The 15,322-nt window shown below is 64.6% G+C and carries 12 protein-coding genes; 4 read left to right on the plus strand and 8 right to left on the minus strand.

Features of this window, described 5'->3' with window-relative positions; translation table 11 throughout:
- Positions 1–25 precede the first annotated feature (25 nt).
- The 5 genes from ABID59_RS12280 to ABID59_RS12300 form a co-directional block, all read right to left on the minus strand.
- Complete coding sequence (locus ABID59_RS12280) at positions 26–1,768, minus strand: methyl-accepting chemotaxis protein (protein ID WP_354033611.1); 1,743 nt, start codon at positions 1,766–1,768, stop codon at positions 26–28.
- A gap of 200 nt (positions 1,769–1,968) precedes the next feature.
- Positions 1,969–2,235: a DUF6894 family protein gene (locus tag ABID59_RS12285; protein ID WP_148750006.1), complete on the minus strand. Its 267-nt coding sequence runs from the start codon at positions 2,233–2,235 to the stop codon at positions 1,969–1,971.
- A 167-nt stretch (positions 2,236–2,402) separates the two neighbouring features.
- Positions 2,403–3,005 (minus strand): hypothetical protein, encoded by a 603-nt coding sequence (locus ABID59_RS12290; protein ID WP_148750007.1) that lies wholly within the window; start codon positions 3,003–3,005, stop codon positions 2,403–2,405.
- Positions 3,006–3,118: 113 nt separating this feature from the next.
- On the minus strand, positions 3,119–4,105 hold the full coding sequence (gene acuI, locus ABID59_RS12295; protein WP_354083541.1) for an acrylyl-CoA reductase (NADPH): 987 nt from the start codon (positions 4,103–4,105) through the stop codon (positions 3,119–3,121).
- A 40-nt stretch (positions 4,106–4,145) separates the two neighbouring features.
- Complete coding sequence (locus tag ABID59_RS12300; protein ID WP_354083542.1) at positions 4,146–5,399, minus strand: MFS transporter; 1,254 nt, start codon at positions 5,397–5,399, stop codon at positions 4,146–4,148.
- A gap of 340 nt (positions 5,400–5,739) precedes the next feature.
- Between ABID59_RS12300 and nadA the strand changes: the two genes are divergently transcribed.
- Genes nadA through nadC form a run of 3 tightly spaced genes read left to right on the plus strand, consistent with a single transcriptional unit; the run spans position 5,740 to position 9,350 of the window.
- A complete protein-coding gene (nadA, locus tag ABID59_RS12305; RefSeq protein ID WP_354083543.1) occupies positions 5,740–6,843 on the plus strand; it encodes a quinolinate synthase NadA in 1,104 nt (367 codons plus the stop codon).
- 9 nt (positions 6,844–6,852) lie between these two features.
- Positions 6,853–8,460, plus strand: coding sequence for an L-aspartate oxidase (locus ABID59_RS12310; RefSeq protein WP_354083544.1), 1,608 nt, complete (start codon positions 6,853–6,855; stop codon positions 8,458–8,460).
- An 11-nt stretch (positions 8,461–8,471) separates the two neighbouring features.
- Positions 8,472–9,350, plus strand: coding sequence for a carboxylating nicotinate-nucleotide diphosphorylase (gene nadC, locus ABID59_RS12315; protein WP_354033618.1), 879 nt, complete (start codon positions 8,472–8,474; stop codon positions 9,348–9,350).
- A gap of 152 nt (positions 9,351–9,502) precedes the next feature.
- Here nadC and ABID59_RS12320 read toward each other — a convergent pair whose 3' ends face one another.
- From ABID59_RS12320 to ABID59_RS12330, 3 genes are all read right to left on the minus strand, one after another.
- A complete protein-coding gene (locus ABID59_RS12320) occupies positions 9,503–10,963 on the minus strand; it encodes a cell wall hydrolase (protein WP_354083545.1) in 1,461 nt (486 codons plus the stop codon).
- A gap of 517 nt (positions 10,964–11,480) precedes the next feature.
- A complete protein-coding gene (ppdK, locus tag ABID59_RS12325; RefSeq protein WP_354083546.1) occupies positions 11,481–14,390 on the minus strand; it encodes a pyruvate, phosphate dikinase in 2,910 nt (969 codons plus the stop codon).
- 96 nt (positions 14,391–14,486) lie between these two features.
- Positions 14,487–14,642 (minus strand): DUF3096 domain-containing protein, encoded by a 156-nt coding sequence (locus tag ABID59_RS12330; RefSeq protein WP_084291949.1) that lies wholly within the window; start codon positions 14,640–14,642, stop codon positions 14,487–14,489.
- A 221-nt stretch (positions 14,643–14,863) separates the two neighbouring features.
- Between ABID59_RS12330 and ABID59_RS12335 the strand changes: the two genes are divergently transcribed.
- Positions 14,864–15,217, plus strand: a complete 354-nt coding sequence (locus tag ABID59_RS12335) for a DUF1236 domain-containing protein (protein WP_148750018.1) — start codon at positions 14,864–14,866, stop codon at positions 15,215–15,217.
- Positions 15,218–15,322: the final 105 nt, after the last annotated feature.

Consider the following 15,322-nt stretch of genomic DNA (forward strand, 5'->3'; position numbering starts at 1 on the left):
GCTTGAGTCTGTTGAGATGGCGCCGTCAGGCTGCGCGAACGGTGCCCAGGAACTTGCTGACCTCGACCTTGAGACGGGTGCTGTCGCCGGACAGCATCTGCGCAGCCGATAGCACCTGTGACGACGCCGAGCCCGTCTCGCTCGCCCCACGCTGTACTTCGGTGATATTGGACGACACCTGCTGGGTACCCTGAGCCGCCTGCGCCACGTTGCGGGAAATCTCCTGCGTGGCTGCGCCCTGCTCCTCGACGGCCGCGGCAATGGTCGAGGAAATCTCGGACAGTCTTTCGATGGTGTCGCTGATGTCCTTGATGGCACTAACCGATTGCTCGGTCGCGGCCTGGATGCCGGCGATCTGCTGCCCGATCTCGCCGGTCGCTTTCGCCGTCTGCTCGGCCAGTGCCTTGACCTCGGAGGCGACCACGGCAAAGCCGCGTCCGGCTTCACCGGCGCGCGCCGCCTCGATCGTGGCGTTGAGCGCCAGGAGATTGGTCTGGCCCGCAATCGTGTTGATCAACTCGACCACGTCGCCGATCCGCGCGGCCGCCTTGGACAACTCGCCGACGCGCTCGGTCGTGTTGCGGGCCTGACCTACGGCCTCGCTCGCCACGCGCGCGGATTCCTGCACCTGACGGCTGATCTCGGTGATCGAGGACGATAGTTCCTCGGTCGCCGACGCGACCGACTGCACATTAGTGGAGGCTTCCTCCGAGGCCGCCGCAACGACGGTGGTGAGCTGTTGCGTGCGCTCCGCGGTCGAGGTCAGCGTCGTGGCGGACGCTTCGAGCTCGGTCGAAGCCGACGATACAGTGCCGACAATTTCGCCGACGGCGCCTTCGAAGCTGTCAGCGAGCCTGCGCATCTCCAGCTTGCGCTGCTCGGTCGCGATCTGATCCTGCCGCATCTTGGCTTCCGCTTCCGCGCGCGCCTTCTGCTCGGACACGATCTTGAATTTCTCGACGGCGCCGGCGACCTCGCCGACCTCGTCCTTGCGGCCAAGTCCCGGCAGCACGACAGAGAAGTCGCCGTCGGCGAGCTTTTCCATCGCAACCGTCAGTGCCCGCATGGGACGCGCGATGCTGAAGACCGAGAAGATGCACGCAGCGATCAGGAGCAGCGCGACCAGCACGCCCGTGATGAACGACGTCCGCGCGACGGACGCGGCTTCCGCTTCTGCTTCCGCGCGAGTTTCGGTGGCCCTCTGCTTGGCAAAATTGGTGATCTGGTCGGCCAGCACGGAGATCTCTTCGTTGATCGGCGCCAGCGTTTCCCTACGGACGCGGTCGACGTCGGCGGTCAGCTTGGCGAATTGCGCCGCCGCTTCGCCGTCCTTCTTCCCGTCGATCGCGAGCTGCTGGTTGCGGATCGATTCGATCTGCTGCTGTCCTTGGCCGAACCGGCCGACCAGCATCGTCAGGCGATCAATCCGGTTGCGATTTTCGGGCGAGCGCGAGAGCTTGGCCATCTCGCCTGCGAATTTGAGGGCGGACGTCTGGCGATCGTTGAAATAGGTGACGGCCTTCTGCATCTCGGCCGGCGAGCTCGACGTCAGGATGTCGCGAATTCCAATCTGCATCCCGCGCACCGAGGCCTTCGCCTCGGCGGCATTTTGCGCGATCGTCTGCTGTCCGGATGCTTCATTGCCGAGCTTCCGGACCTCGGCACCTCCGCTCATCTGGAGGACGATCATCAGCGCCACAAGGCCGATGGTCAGCACCGAGGTGACGGCGAGCTTGGTGCCAATTCGCAGGTTCTGAATGAACATCATTGCAATATCCCCGGGGTGCGCATTGCCGCAGCGAAGCGTGTAAACAGTCAGGAAGGCTAACCGGCAGGTTGCTCATTAACGTTAAGCGCGGGCGCTCGCCGCGTGGGTAGAAGTACGGAAATACTGCTCAAGTTACCGAATCTGCACAGCTTTCACGTGCAAGCAATTGCCATTTCGCGGAATCGCAGAGGCCGCGTTCGTTAACGTCCGCCCGCATTTGCGCGCGTGTCGGCGCGGCACAAGGCCTCGCCGACCAGGCTGATACGGAACACCGGCTCCTTGTTCTCGTCGAGCAGCTCCATGCTCCACTTTGCATTCGGCTTCAGATTTCGCGAGATGCTGCCGAGCAGATTGGCACAGACCTCGGTCATCTCGGTCCAGGCGGCGGTGGAATCCTCGAACTCGTACGGCTGATCGGCGGCGCCGGAATAACGTCCGGTGCTGATGCGGAAGAAATACAGCGACATTTTTTTGAACCCTTGGTTAGGGCCGCGCCCCGGCCGTCACGCAGGCTGGGGCGCCAGTCGCTACCAAGGCATAAAAACCGCGGGCCGTATGACTACGGCGCGGCGGCTTCGTATCCGATGCATTCGTCAAAGGCGGGTGAATTGCGCTCGCAGTTTCGCGCTAGAGGTCACTCGGTCGAGCGCCGCAGTTCCAGCGGACCTTCGTTCTTCGAATCCGACTTGGGCTCGGACTTCACCGGCTCGATCCGGCTGCTCTCGACCCGCGGAGTCTCGACGCGCGCAGCGACCTCGGTGCTCGATGTGTTGACCGAACCGGTCTGCTCCGGTGCACGCAGCGAGCGCGGCCGCGCGACGGCGCGCGCCATCAGCATCTGGTTGCCGCCCTGGTGGTGGAAGTCGCAATAGGCAAAGCCCATGCCCGAGACCGAGCCGCGGAAGCTGCGGTCGTCGGTCTTTTCGAGGTTGAAGCAAGGCTCGAACGGAATGCCCTTGATCGAGGCGCAAACGTTCTGGCCGCGGATCTGGAGCGTGTTGCCGGGCAGGCGGAGATGCTTGACCGGGCCAGAGCCCGAAAACTGCACCGCGCCGGCGGCGCCGAGATCGTCGAGGATACGGCCTGCACCGCGGGTGCCGTCGAAACAGGTGAAGGCGAACACCTTGCCGGCGACGAAGCGGCGCGCCTCATCTGCATTCATACTCCCGGCCAAGGCGATGGCCGGCGCAAACGTCACGACTGCCGTGACAGCCCCCAACACAATACGCGCAAGCATGCTCAACTCCGAACTAACCCCCGCAGCGGGCGATGCCTTATCTCTTTACCCGCTGCTTACCATACTAACCATGGCGACATTGAAGCAGCTTGGTTGGTAAAGTCTGAACGTCGTTAGACAATTTTTACCACGATGCGACCGCGGACCTGGCCGGCGAGGATTTTCGCGCCCCATTCCGGAACTTCGGCAAACGGAATTTCCGTAGTGATTTCAGACAGTTTCGACCGATCCAGATCGGAGGCGAGGCGCTGCCAGGCGGCTTTTCGAGGGTCGATCGGGCACATCACGGAATCGATGCCGAGAAGGCACACTCCGCGCAAAATGAAGGGTGCGACAGAAGACGGCAGGTCCATGCCGGCGGCAAGTCCGCAGGCGGCGATGGCGCCGCCGTACCTGGTCATCGACAGAAGATTCGCGAGCGTGGTCGAACCGACGCTATCGACGCCACCCGCCCAGCGCTCCTTGGCCAGGGGCTTTGGCGGTGCCGACAATTCATTGCGGTCGATCACCTCGGCGGCGCCGAGGCTTTTCAGGTAATCGGCCTCCGAGGCACGGCCGGTCGAGGCGATGACGTGGTAGCCGAGCCAGGACAGCACGGCGATCGCGACCGAGCCGACACCGCCGGCCGCGCCGGTGACCACCACCGGACCGCTCTTGGGCGAGACGCCGTGCTTCTCCAGCGCGAGCACGGAGAGCATCGCGGTGAAGCCTGCGGTGCCGATCGCCATGGCGTCGCGGGCAGAGAGGCCCTGCGGCAGAGCGACCAGCCAGTCGCCCTTCACCCGCGCCTTCTCGGCGTAGGCGCCGAGATGAGTCTCGCCCATGCCCCAGCCGGTGCAGACGACCTTGTCGCCCGCCTTCCATTGCGGATGCGATGAGGCTTCGACGGTGCCGGCAAAGTCTATGCCGGCGATCATCGGGAAGCGGCGCACAACCGGCGCCTTGCCCGTCAGCGCGAGGCCGTCCTTGTAGTTCAGCGTCGACCATTCCACGCGGACGGTGACGTCGCCGTCCATCAGCTCGGCTTCGTCGAACTGGGTAAGTGCGGCAGTGGTGCCCTTGTCGGCCTTGTCGATCCGGATCGCCTTGAAAGTGGCCACAGCAAACTCCCTGACTTGTTTGACCGGGATGTTTAGCCGATCAGGCGGGCTGTGCAACCGCTCGTGCGACCGGCTTCTCCACGATCGGAAGATTGATCAGTGCCGAGAGTACGCCGAACAGGATCGAGAGCCACCAGATCGGCGTGTAGGAACCGAACCGCTCGAACACGATGCCACCGAGCCAGACGCCGAGGAAGCCGCCGACCTGATGGCTGACAAACGCAAAGCCATAGAGCGTGGCGAGCCAGCGCGTGCCGAACATCAGCGCCACCAGCGCCGAGGTCGGCGGCACCGTCGACAGCCAGGTCAGGCCGGAGACCGCGCCGAACGCGATCGCCGAGAACGGCGTGATCGGGAACGAGATGAAGGCGAGCGTCGCGAGTGCACGGGTGAAATAGATCGCCGAGAGGATGTAGCGCTTCGGCAGTGAATTCTGGAGATAGCCGACGCTGAGCGAGCCCATGATGTTGAACAGGCCGATCGCCGCGATCACCCAGCCGCCGGTTTGCGTCGAGATGCCGCGGTCGACCAGGAATGCCGGCAGATGCACGGTGATGAAGGCGAGCTGGAAGCCGCAGGTGAAGAAGCCGAGCACCAGCAGCACGTAAGAGCGATGGCCGAAGGCCTCCACGAGCGCCTTGGTAATGGTTTGCTCATCCGCAGGCGCCGCATTGGCCGTAGCTGCGACCGGCGGCGTCGAGATCGCCAGCGCCAGCGGGATGATCAGCAGCATCAGGAAGCCGAACACGGTGAGCGCCTGCTGCCAGCCGAAATTGTCGATCAACGCGACACCAATGGGCGCGAACAGGAACTGGCCGAGCGAGCCCGCCGCAGTGCCGGCGCCGAGCGCAAGGCCGCGCTTCTCGGCCGGCAGCAGCTTTGTGAAGGCCGACAGCACCAGGTTGAACGAGCAGCCGGCGAGACCGAAGCCGACCATCACGCCCGCGCCGATGTTGAGCGACATCGGCGTCGAGGAATAACGCATCAGCAGAAGGCCGCCGGCATAGAGCAGAGCGCCGACGCACATCACCCGGAATAGGCCGAAGCGATCGCCAATTGCGCCTGCGAGCGGCTGGCCCAATCCCCACAGCAAATTCTGGAAGGCTATGGCGAGGCCGAACACGTCGCGGCCCCAGGCGAATTCATGGCTCATCGGCTGCACGAAGAAGCCCAGCGCCGAGCGCGGTCCGAAGCCGAGCATGCCGATCGCACAGCCGCACAGGATGATGACGGCCGGGGTACGCCAGTTGGAGGAGCGCGAGGTCGAACCGAGCTCGCGGGCTTGTGTCGACATGGTCTTCCTCCTCGGCCATTGGCGGATCTGCAAATCGGCAGCCGCGGGTCTGGCGTTTAATGCAAATGCATGAAAACCCCAAGCCAAAAATGATTGCGTTCCACGAGGGGCTGGTTCGGGAGCATTGCGTTTCATCGCGACCTTGCCGGGCGCAACGAGACTGGACTTAACGAGAATGTGTGCGGCGAGACCTAGCGGTTCCCAGATGAGCGTGCTATCTAAGATCTACTCAGATTGAGTATATGTAAACTTTGGCGAAACTCACCGGCCCTCTCGGCCGGATTTCTCAGGCTCTATATATACTCCTAATGAGTATAATTGACATGCACGGGAGGCTTCGATGCCGATCACTGGAATTTACGGCCCCGACGATTTCGCCAATCGGCCGCAAGGCCAAGCCATCTCCGCCCGGCTCGCGCCGGCACGAACTGGCCCCACGCTGCCGCGGCCCTCTCTGGAATGGACGAGCGAGATCGAACGCGCCACCGCGCCGATCTACGAACGCGTCAAGCATGTGATCCCACCGATCGAATGGCCGTTGATGGCGCCGACGATTCACGCGATCAATGAACTGAAGCGGGCGCGCAACGCGGTGATCCTCGCCCACAACTACCAGACGCCGGAGATCTTTCATGGCGTCGCCGACATCGGCGGCGATTCGCTTCAGCTCGCCGTCGAGGCCACCAAGGTGAAGGCCGATGTCATCGTCCAATGCGGCGTGCACTTCATGGCGGAGACATCAAAGCTGCTCAATCCGGACAAGACGGTGCTGATCCCGGACTCCCGCGCCGGCTGTTCGCTCGCCGCCAGCATCACCGGCGCCGACGTGCGGCTGCTCCGCGAGAGATTTCCCGGCGTGCCCGTCGTCGCCTATGTCAACACCTCCGCCGAGGTGAAGGCCGAGGTCGATATCTGCTGCACCTCGTCGAACGCCGTACAGGTGGTGGAGAGCCTCAACGCGCCAAGCGTGATCTTCCTGCCCGACCGTTATCTCGCGACCTATGTCGCCTCGAAGACCGACGTGAAGATCATCGCCTGGAAGGGCGCGTGTGAAGTGCATGAACGCTTCACCGGCGACGAGCTGCGCGCCCTCCGCGACGCCGATCCGTCCGTGCAGATCATCGCCCATCCCGAATGCCCGCCGGACGTGCTGGCAGAGGCCGACTTTACCGGCTCGACCGCACACATGATCAATTGGGTGCGCGCAAGGCGCCCGAAGCGGCTGGTGATGATCACGGAATGCTCGATGGCCGACAATATCCGCGCCGAGCTGCCCGATGTGGAAATGCTGCGCCCCTGCAATCTCTGCCCGCACATGAAGCGCATCACGCTGTCCAACATCCTGGAGAGCCTGCTGACGCTCGGCGAGGAAGTCACGATCGATCCGGCGCTGGCCGTACGCGCCCGGCGGTCGGTCGAGCGGATGATCAATCTGAAGAATTGAAGGCGTGACATGACAAACAATATCCACAACCTCACCCGCTCCACCGACGACGTGGTCATCGTCGGCGGCGGTCTCGCCGGTCTGTTCTGCGCGCTCAAGCTCGCGCCGCGGCCGGTGACGTTAATCTCGGCCGCGCCGCTTGGACAAGGTGCATCATCGGCATGGGCGCAAGGCGGCATCGCAGCTGCCGTGGCGGAAGGCGACAGCCCCGAAGCGCATGCGGCGGATACGATCGCGGTCGGCGGCGGCCTCGTCGATGAAGCGGTCGCGCTCAGCATCGCGCGCGAAGCCGCGCCGCGGATCCATGATCTGCTCGCCTACGGCGTGCCGTTCGATCGCGATCTCGAAGGCCGGCTCGCCGTGGGACGCGAAGCTGCGCATTCGGCGCGGCGAATCGTCCACGTCCGCGGCGACGCGGCCGGCGCGGCGATCATCGCGGCGCTGAGCGAGGCCGTGCGCCGCACGCCGTCGATCCGCCTGATCGAAGGCTTTGTCGCCGAAGGACTGCTCACCGAGGACGGCGCCGTCACCGGTCTTCAGTTGCGCGAGGCCGGCAATTTCGCAGCGAGGCCCACGATGATCGCCTCGCGCACGATCGTGCTGGCGACCGGCGGCATCGGCCATCTCTATGCCGTCACCACCAATCCGGCCGAGGCCCACGGATCGGGCCTTGCGATTGCCGCGCGTGCCGGCGCTGACATCGCCGATCCTGAGTTCGTGCAGTTCCACCCGACCGCCATCATGATCGGCCGCGATCCCGCGCCGCTTGCGACCGAGGCGCTGCGCGGTGAAGGCGCGACGCTGATCAACGGCCAGGGCGAGCGCTTTATGGCGGCACTCCATCCGCTCGCTGAGCTCGCCCCACGCGACATCGTGGCCCGCGGTGTGTTCGCCGAGATCGCAGGCGGTCGCGGCGCCTTCCTCGATGCGCGAGAAGCACTGGGCGAGCGCTTCGCCGACAAATTCCCGACCGTGCATGCGAGCTGCATCGCCGCCGGGATCGATCCGGCGACGCAAGCCATCCCGATCGCGCCGGCCGTGCACTATCACATGGGCGGCATTGCAGTCGACGCACGCGGCCGCAGCTCGATCGACGGGCTGTGGGCCGGCGGCGAGGTGTCGTCCACCGGTGCGCATGGCGCCAACCGGCTTGCCTCGAATTCGTTGCTCGAGGCCGTGGTCTATGCCGCACGCATTGCCGACGACATCACCGGTCACGCAATCCCTTCACCCGCCAGCCTCCCCGAGGCGCTGGTGACGCCGCGCGGCGGTGCGCCGGATGAGGCTCGAGTGAAGCAGTTGCGCACGACGATGAGCACGCATGTCGGTGTGATCCGCGAGCGCAACGGACTTGCGGACGCCGTGCGCAGTTTTGCTGCGCTCGAGCAAACGGCCACGAGCATCGCTGTCCGCAACATGGCGACAGCGGCCCTGCTCGTAGCCGCCGCAGCCTGGAGCCGTCGCGAGAGCCGCGGCGCGCATTTCCGCTCCGACCATCCTGCAGAAGTGCCCGCGCTGGCCCAGAGAACGATGACCACGCTCACCGCGGTGCGCGAGATCGCGGACGGCCTCACCGAGCATTCAACGCCGCGCATCGCGCAATCCATGATCGCCTGACGGAGTTAGTCATGATCGCCCCAACCTCCCTGCTCTATCCCGACGCGTTTCTCTCTCCGCTCGCCATCGACGCGGCCGTGCATCGCGCGCTCGACGAGGACCTTGGCCGCGCCGGCGACGTCACCTCGCTCGCGACGATCCCGGAGGCGACCAAGGCGCAGGCAATCCTCGTCGCGCGGCAATCCGGCGTCATCGCCGGTCTGCCGCTCGCGCTGGCGACGCTGCAAAAGCTCTCGCCCGACCTCGAGGTGCGCGCGCATGTCCGCGACGCCGCGCGCGTCGCTCGCGGCCAGCAGGTGCTGACGATCTCCGGCCCGGCCCGCGCCATTCTCACCGCAGAGCGGACCGCGCTAAATTTCGTCGGCCGGCTGTCGGGCATAGCGACGCTCACGGCCGACTACGTCGCGCGCACCGAAGGTACCAAAATGCGCATCTGCTGCACGCGAAAGACTACGCCGGGATTGCGGGCGCTGGAGAAGTATGCGGTGCGCTGCGGCGGCGGCTTCAACCACCGCTTCGGGCTCGACGATGCGATCCTGATCAAGGACAATCACATTGCGGTCGCCGGCGGCATCCGTCCTGTGCTGGAGCGCGCCCGCGCGCATGCCGGCCATCTCGTCAAGATCGAGATCGAGGTCGATACGCTGGCGCAATTGCGCGAGGTGCTCAACGCCGGTCTTGCCGACGCCGTGCTGCTCGACAACATGGATCTTGCGACGCTGCGCGAGGCGGTGCGGATGACGGACGGTGGCCTGAAGCTGGAGGCATCCGGCGGCGTCACGCCGGACTCGATTCCCGCGATCGCGGCGACCGGCGTCGACTACGCGTCATCTGGCGCGCTGACGCATTCAGCGCCGAATTTCGACTGCGCACTGGATATCGAGACGTGAGGCGGTCTACTCCCTCTCCCCGTTCTTACGGGGAGAGGGTTGGGGTGAGGGGCCTCTCTCCACATGCGCGACCGTCGAGAGACCTGCACCCCCTCACCCGGATCGCAGGAGCGATCCGACCTCTCCCCGCAAGCGGGGCGAGGTAAGAAAGGCTACCTTCGCTCGCTCACACCCATCTCGGCGGAGCTCTTGGCTTCCTGGGCGAGCTCGGCCGAGAGTGCCGCGGTCTGTGCCGGGGTACCCCAGCTCGGCTCCTCGCTGCCGTCGCCCCAATTGCGCGGCCGATAGAAGGTGTGCACGCCAAACTTGTACATCTTCTTCATCTCGGCGACCCAGGACGGACGCACCCAATAGGCGTGGTAATGCGTCGACTTGCCGACTTCGGGCAGCCAGATCTGGCCGTCGAGCATCGCCTTGGAAATCTTCCTGGCGCGCTCCCACATCTCGGGCTCGCGGATCACGTCGGGATTGTTATCGCAGGCAAATGTGAACTGGCAGGCGAAGTGCCGGTACTTGTTCTGGTAGACCACGCCGCACACAGTGTCCGGATATTTGCCGGAGAACACGCGGTTCATAACCACTTGAGCGACCGCGATCTGGCCGCGCACGGCTTCGCCGCGGGATTCGAAATAGACGGCTTCGGCGAGACACTTTTCCGATTTCGCGCGTGACTTCTCGTCAAGCGCGAGCCGCTCCGCCGGCGACTTGGCGCGCTGGTTGTCCGCGTTGACTTCGCCCTTCGGCGCGACGCTCTCGCCGCTCTCGATCGCGTTTGCGACGTCCTCGTTCGGCGGCGATAGCGAGGCCAGCTTCATATCGGGGTCGGGCATCACGATCAGCGGCTCGGCGCCGGGCTGCCAGCTCTCGATGCTCTCGACATTGCCGCCGAGCGAGGAGCTGCCGAAAAACAGATTCGAGGTCTTCACGCTGAAGGGATCGCGCGGCGGGGTAGCGACCGTCGCCTGCTTCAACGCGGCGAGCGGCTGCGCCGCAAAGGACAGCGCGTTGTCGCCGGCCTTCGGTGGATTGGCATATTGCGGCAAGGGCGGCGCGCGCATCGCCTCCTGGAGCTCGGGATCGAGCGCGGCAGCGGACTCCGGCGACATCGCTTGCGGCAACGCGGCCGGCAACTGAACCGTCTTGGCGCCAATCACCGAGCTGTTGGAGGTCGCGGGATCTTGCTCAGCAGGTACGGCGGACGGTACGACCGCCTCCGGAGTCGCAGCAGGTGTCACGGTGGCGAGGCGATCACCCTTCAGGGCGCGATCGACCTTGGGGAAATCGGAGGCCTGGTAACGCGGCGGCGCCTGCAGCACCGGATTGCGCGTGATGGTGCCGGTGACGTCGCGACCATCGAGGCTCGCGAGGCGAACCATTGCGCTCTGTGGAACCGACGTTCCGATCGGGCGCGAGAAACTGTAAGTGGCGAGCTGAATCGATGAGGCTGCAGAGAACACCTGCTTCTGCCAGCGCTCGGCGACGCCGGGCTGACGCGCCAGCAGAGATGCAATGTCTTGATAGCCGGTCTCTCTCGGCATCAATGCGAAGATGCAGAGACCGATTCCGAAGGATGCGAACCGCGCACCCTTCGGATGGTTACGCAACACTGACATCGATACGCTCACGCTACGCTTACACTAGAAAGATCGAGCCGCAGTACATCCGTGCAATTCGATCTTTATCGTGAGTATCTAATTTAGGTTGCCGGGGCGTTAATCGACGTTGCGCGACCGACACACTCAAGCAATGTCAGGCGTTTTCGCGGGGCGATTGCGTGCGTGGTAAATGCGGGCCCACTTGAAGCGGTAAACATCCGGTCAACGCGAATGGTGAAGGAACTCTTGCGTGTGCGTATCATTACGGGACGCGCGGTCCCGTTGTTGCCAGGAGCCTTTCCAGACCACCGCTGTCATGCCCGCGAAGGCGGGCATCCAGTACGCCGCGGCCTCTCCGCTCAATCACGATTGCCTCGGTGTACTGGATCGCCCGCCTTCTTCGCGGGCGATGACAGCGAGTGTGTGATGTGAATTGCTTGCTATGCTCGCAATGACGAGTGGATGGAGTATGGCCTTAAATGAAAGAGGCGGGGTTTGGCCCCGCCTCTTTCGCATCTCATATTCAGTCTTCGACTTACGCCTGGCTCGCAACCGCCTTGCCAAGCGCAGCCTGCGCGGCGGCAAGCCGCGCGATCGGCACGCGGTAGGGCGAGCAGGAGACGTAGTCGAGGCCGATATTGTGGCAGAAGGCGACGGAGGCGGGATCGCCGCCGTGCTCGCCGCAAATACCGACCTTGAGCTTCGGACGCGTCTTGCGGCCGCGCGCGACGCCGATCTTGACGAGCTCACCGACGCCTTCCTGGTCGAGGGCGACGAAGGGGTCGACCGCGAGGATGCCCTTGCTCACGTAGGGACCGAGGAAGCTCGCCGCGTCGTCACGGCTGATGCCGTAGGTCGTCTGCGTCAGGTCGTTGGTGCCGAACGAGAAGAACTCGGCACTCTCCGCGATCTCGCCGGCAAGCAGGCAGGCGCGCGGAAGCTCGATCATGGTGCCGACCTGGTAGGTGAGCTTGGTGTTGGTGTCGCGCATCACGGCTTTCGCGGTGGAGTCGATGCGGGCCTTGACGAGATCGAGCTCCATCTTGGTGGCGATCAGCGGCACCATCACCTCGAGGCCGACGGCCTTGCCGGTACGCTTCTCGGCTTCGACCGCCGCTTCGAAGATCGCGCGGGCCTGCATCTCGGCGATCTCGGGGTAGGCGATCGCGATACGGCAGCCGCGGAAGCCGAGCATCGGATTGAACTCCGACAGCTCGCGCGCGCGATCGGCCAGACGCCGCGGGTCGGTGTTCATGGCACGCGCCACTTCCTCGACCTCGGCATGGGTGTGCGGCAAGAATTCATGGAGGGGAGGATCCAAAAGCCGGATCGTGACGGGCAGGCCGTTCATGATCTCGAACAGCTCGACGAAGTCTGCGCGCTGCATCGGCAACAGTTTTGCAAGTGCGGCACGGCGCGACTGCTCGTCCTCGGAGAGAATCATCTCGCGCACCGTGCGGATGCGCGTCTCCTCGAAGAACATGTGCTCGGTGCGGCAGAGGCCGATGCCTTCGGCGCCGAACTTGATCGCAGTGCGGGCGTCCTCCGGCGTATCGCCATTGACGCGGACGCCGATCTTGCGGACCTGGTCGGCCCATTTCATCAGCGTGCCGAACTCGCCGGAGAGCTCCGGCTCGATCATCGGCATGCGGCCGGCCAGCACCTGGCCGAGCGAGCCGTCGATTGTGATGACGTCGCCGGCCTTAAAGGTGCGCGAACCGATGCTCATGGTGCCGCGGCCGTAATCGACGCGGATGGTGCCGCAGCCGGAGACGCAGGGCTTGCCCATGCCGCGCGCGACCACGGCGGCGTGCGAGGTCATGCCGCCACGGGTGGTCAAGATGCCTTCGGCGGCGTGCATGCCGTGGATGTCCTCGGGGCTGGTCTCGATACGGACCAGAACGACCTTGCGTCCGTCGCCCTGGAGCTTGGCCGCTTCATCCGACGAGAACACTATCTCGCCGGAGGCCGCACCGGGCGACGCCGGCAGGCCGGTCGCAATCACGTCGCGCTTGGCGTTGGGATCGATGGTCGGATGCAGGAGCTGGTCGAGCGAGGCGGGATCGATCCGCATCACAGCTTCCTTCTTGGTGATCAGGCCTTCATTGGCGAGCTCGACCGCGATGCGCAGCGCCGCCTTCGCGGTGCGCTTGCCGCCGCGGGTCTGCAGCATCCACAGCTTGCCCTGCTCGACCGTGAACTCCATGTCCTGCATGTCGCGGTAGTGCTTTTCGAGCAGCGTATAGATCCGCGTCAGCTCCTTGAAGGCCTCCGGCATCGCCGCTTCCATCGACGCCTTGTCGGAGCCTGATTCCTTACGTGCCTCTTCGGTGATGTCCTGCGGCGTGCGGATGCCCGCCACCACGTCCTCGCCCTGCGCGTTGATCAGGAACTCGCCGTAGAGCTTGCTCTCGCCGGTCGAGGGGTTGCGGGTGAACGCAACGCCGGTCGCCGAGGTCTCGCCCATGTTGCCGAACACCATGGCCTGCACGTTGACCGCGGTGCCCCAGGATTCCGGAATGTCGTGCAGCTTGCGGTAAGTCACCGCGCGCGCATTCATCCAGGATGAAAATACCGCGCCGAGCGCGCCCCAGAGCTGGTCATGCGGATCCTGCGGGAAATCCTTGCCGGTTTCGCGCGCGACCGCGTCCTTGTACTTGCCGACCAGATCGACCCAGTCATCTGCGGTGAGGTCGGTGTCGAGTGTATAGCCCTGGCCGTCCTTGAAGGTGTCGAGGATCTCCTCGAAGTGATGATGCTCGAAGCCGAGCACCACGTCGGAATACATGGTGATGAAGCGGCGATAGCTGTCATAGGCAAAACGACGATCGCCCGAGAGCTCCGACAGCGCTTCCACAGTCTCGTCGTTGAGGCCGAGATTGAGCACGGTGTCCATCATGCCCGGCATCGAGGCACGTGCGCCGGAGCGTACGGAGACAAGCAGCGGGTTCTTGATGTCACCGAACACCTTGCCGGTCAGCTTGCCGACATGGTCCAGCGCCTTCTCAACCTGCGACTGCAGCTCCTTCGGATAGGATTTGCCGTGGGCGTAGAAATAGGTGCAGACCGAGGCCGGGATGGTGAAGCCCGGAGGCACCGGCAGACCGAGATTGGCCATCTCGGCGAGGTTGGCGCCCTTGCCGCCGAGCAGATCGCGCATCTCCGAGCGGCCCTCGGCCTTGCCGTCGCCGAACGTGTAGACCCACTTGCCGGCCTTGACCGCAGCCGGCGCCGCCTTGGCGGCAGCCTTCGGCGCGGCCGGCTTGGTCACAGCCTTCGCAGCGGGCTTCGCCGCCGGCTTGGCTGCGGCCTTTGCCTGGGCCTTGGCGACCGGCTTCGGGGCCGTCTTCGGCAGCGCCTTTCGGGCCGCTGGAACGGTCTTCACCTTGGTGGAAGGCTTTGATTTCGCTGGGAGTTTCTTAGGCTTCGAGGCGGCTTTGGCCATAGCTTGCACACAACCTGCGAGAGGAATGGGAAATCGCGCGCCTTACACCACTTTGGGCAGGCCCGCGCAAGTCGAAGAGTTCCGGAAAATGAAGGCCTAGAGATGGAGCCACTTCAACAATCCGAGCCCAATCGCACCGTTGATGATGAGAAAGATCGCGACGATCAGGTTGAGAAGGCGCGGCATGATCAAAATGAGCACACCCGCGATCAGCGACAGGATCGGCGAGATGTGGGCGATGGTGAGATGCATGAAGAGTGTTCCTGTGGCGTGAGGCGAATCGCGGGCGGATCATACCGGATCGGGTTCCGCGGGAAGAGACGCGCGAGGCCGCAACGGGTTCCCCGCTTCGCGAAAACTGCCTGAAATTGCCGCGTATGCGGCAGGCCTTTTCCGGAACATCACGCGCGCCGCAGCATTGGCAACCAGTCGCGCCACTGGCGCCGGCTGAAATCAATTCGAAGGAGTTGCCCATGCGGAACAGGATTCTCGCCCTCGCAGCGCTTGGCGTCGCGCTCGGCTCGCCGATCGCGGCGTCCGCGCAATCCAGTGTCACCGTTGGCCGCGCGCCCGCCGTGGTCGACAGCGGCCCGACCATCCCGGTCGAACAGCGGCCGGCCTTCCGCGATTATGTCGTCGAACAACGTGTGCCGGCCTTCAGCATTCCCGATCGCGTGGTGGTCGGTGCCACCTTACCTGACACCGGCGTTACCTATTATGACGTACCGCAACGTTTCGGCGCGACGACGTATCGCTACACCGTCGTGAACGGCGAGACCGTGCTGGTCGAGCCGCGCTCGCGGCGCATCGTCGAGGTGCTGGACTAGCGCAGTTCAACTCGATGTCCGGCGCGTCACATCAATCAGGCTGACGCGCATCGCGTAGGCGGACATCAGGCCCCGCCCGGTCTTCCCCCCGCCGGGTGGGGCTTT

The sequence above is a fragment of the Bradyrhizobium sp. S3.3.6 genome, from assembly GCF_040546905.1.
Taxonomy (GTDB): Bacteria; Pseudomonadota; Alphaproteobacteria; order Rhizobiales; family Xanthobacteraceae; genus Bradyrhizobium; species Bradyrhizobium cytisi.

Excerpts from the sequence above, each read along its gene's own strand:
- ABID59_RS12335 (WP_148750018.1), top strand. The coding sequence starts at position 14,864 with ATGCGGAACAGGATTCTCGCCCTCGCAGCGCTTGGCGTCGCGCTCGGC.
- ABID59_RS12320 (WP_354083545.1), bottom strand. The coding sequence starts at position 10,963 with ATGTCAGTGTTGCGTAACCATCCGAAGGGTGCGCGGTTCGCATCCTTC.
- ABID59_RS12290 (WP_148750007.1), bottom strand. The coding sequence starts at position 3,005 with ATGCTTGCGCGTATTGTGTTGGGGGCTGTCACGGCAGTCGTGACGTTT.
- nadA (WP_354083543.1), top strand. The coding sequence starts at position 5,740 with ATGCCGATCACTGGAATTTACGGCCCCGACGATTTCGCCAATCGGCCG.
- ppdK (WP_354083546.1), bottom strand. The coding sequence starts at position 14,390 with ATGGCCAAAGCCGCCTCGAAGCCTAAGAAACTCCCAGCGAAATCAAAG.
- ABID59_RS12280 (WP_354033611.1), bottom strand. The coding sequence starts at position 1,768 with ATGATGTTCATTCAGAACCTGCGAATTGGCACCAAGCTCGCCGTCACC.
- ABID59_RS12310 (WP_354083544.1), top strand. The coding sequence starts at position 6,853 with ATGACAAACAATATCCACAACCTCACCCGCTCCACCGACGACGTGGTC.
- ABID59_RS12285 (WP_148750006.1), bottom strand. The coding sequence starts at position 2,235 with ATGTCGCTGTATTTCTTCCGCATCAGCACCGGACGTTATTCCGGCGCC.
- ABID59_RS12300 (WP_354083542.1), bottom strand. The coding sequence starts at position 5,399 with ATGTCGACACAAGCCCGCGAGCTCGGTTCGACCTCGCGCTCCTCCAAC.
- nadC (WP_354033618.1), top strand. The coding sequence starts at position 8,472 with ATGATCGCCCCAACCTCCCTGCTCTATCCCGACGCGTTTCTCTCTCCG.
- ABID59_RS12330 (WP_084291949.1), bottom strand. The coding sequence starts at position 14,642 with ATGCATCTCACCATCGCCCACATCTCGCCGATCCTGTCGCTGATCGCG.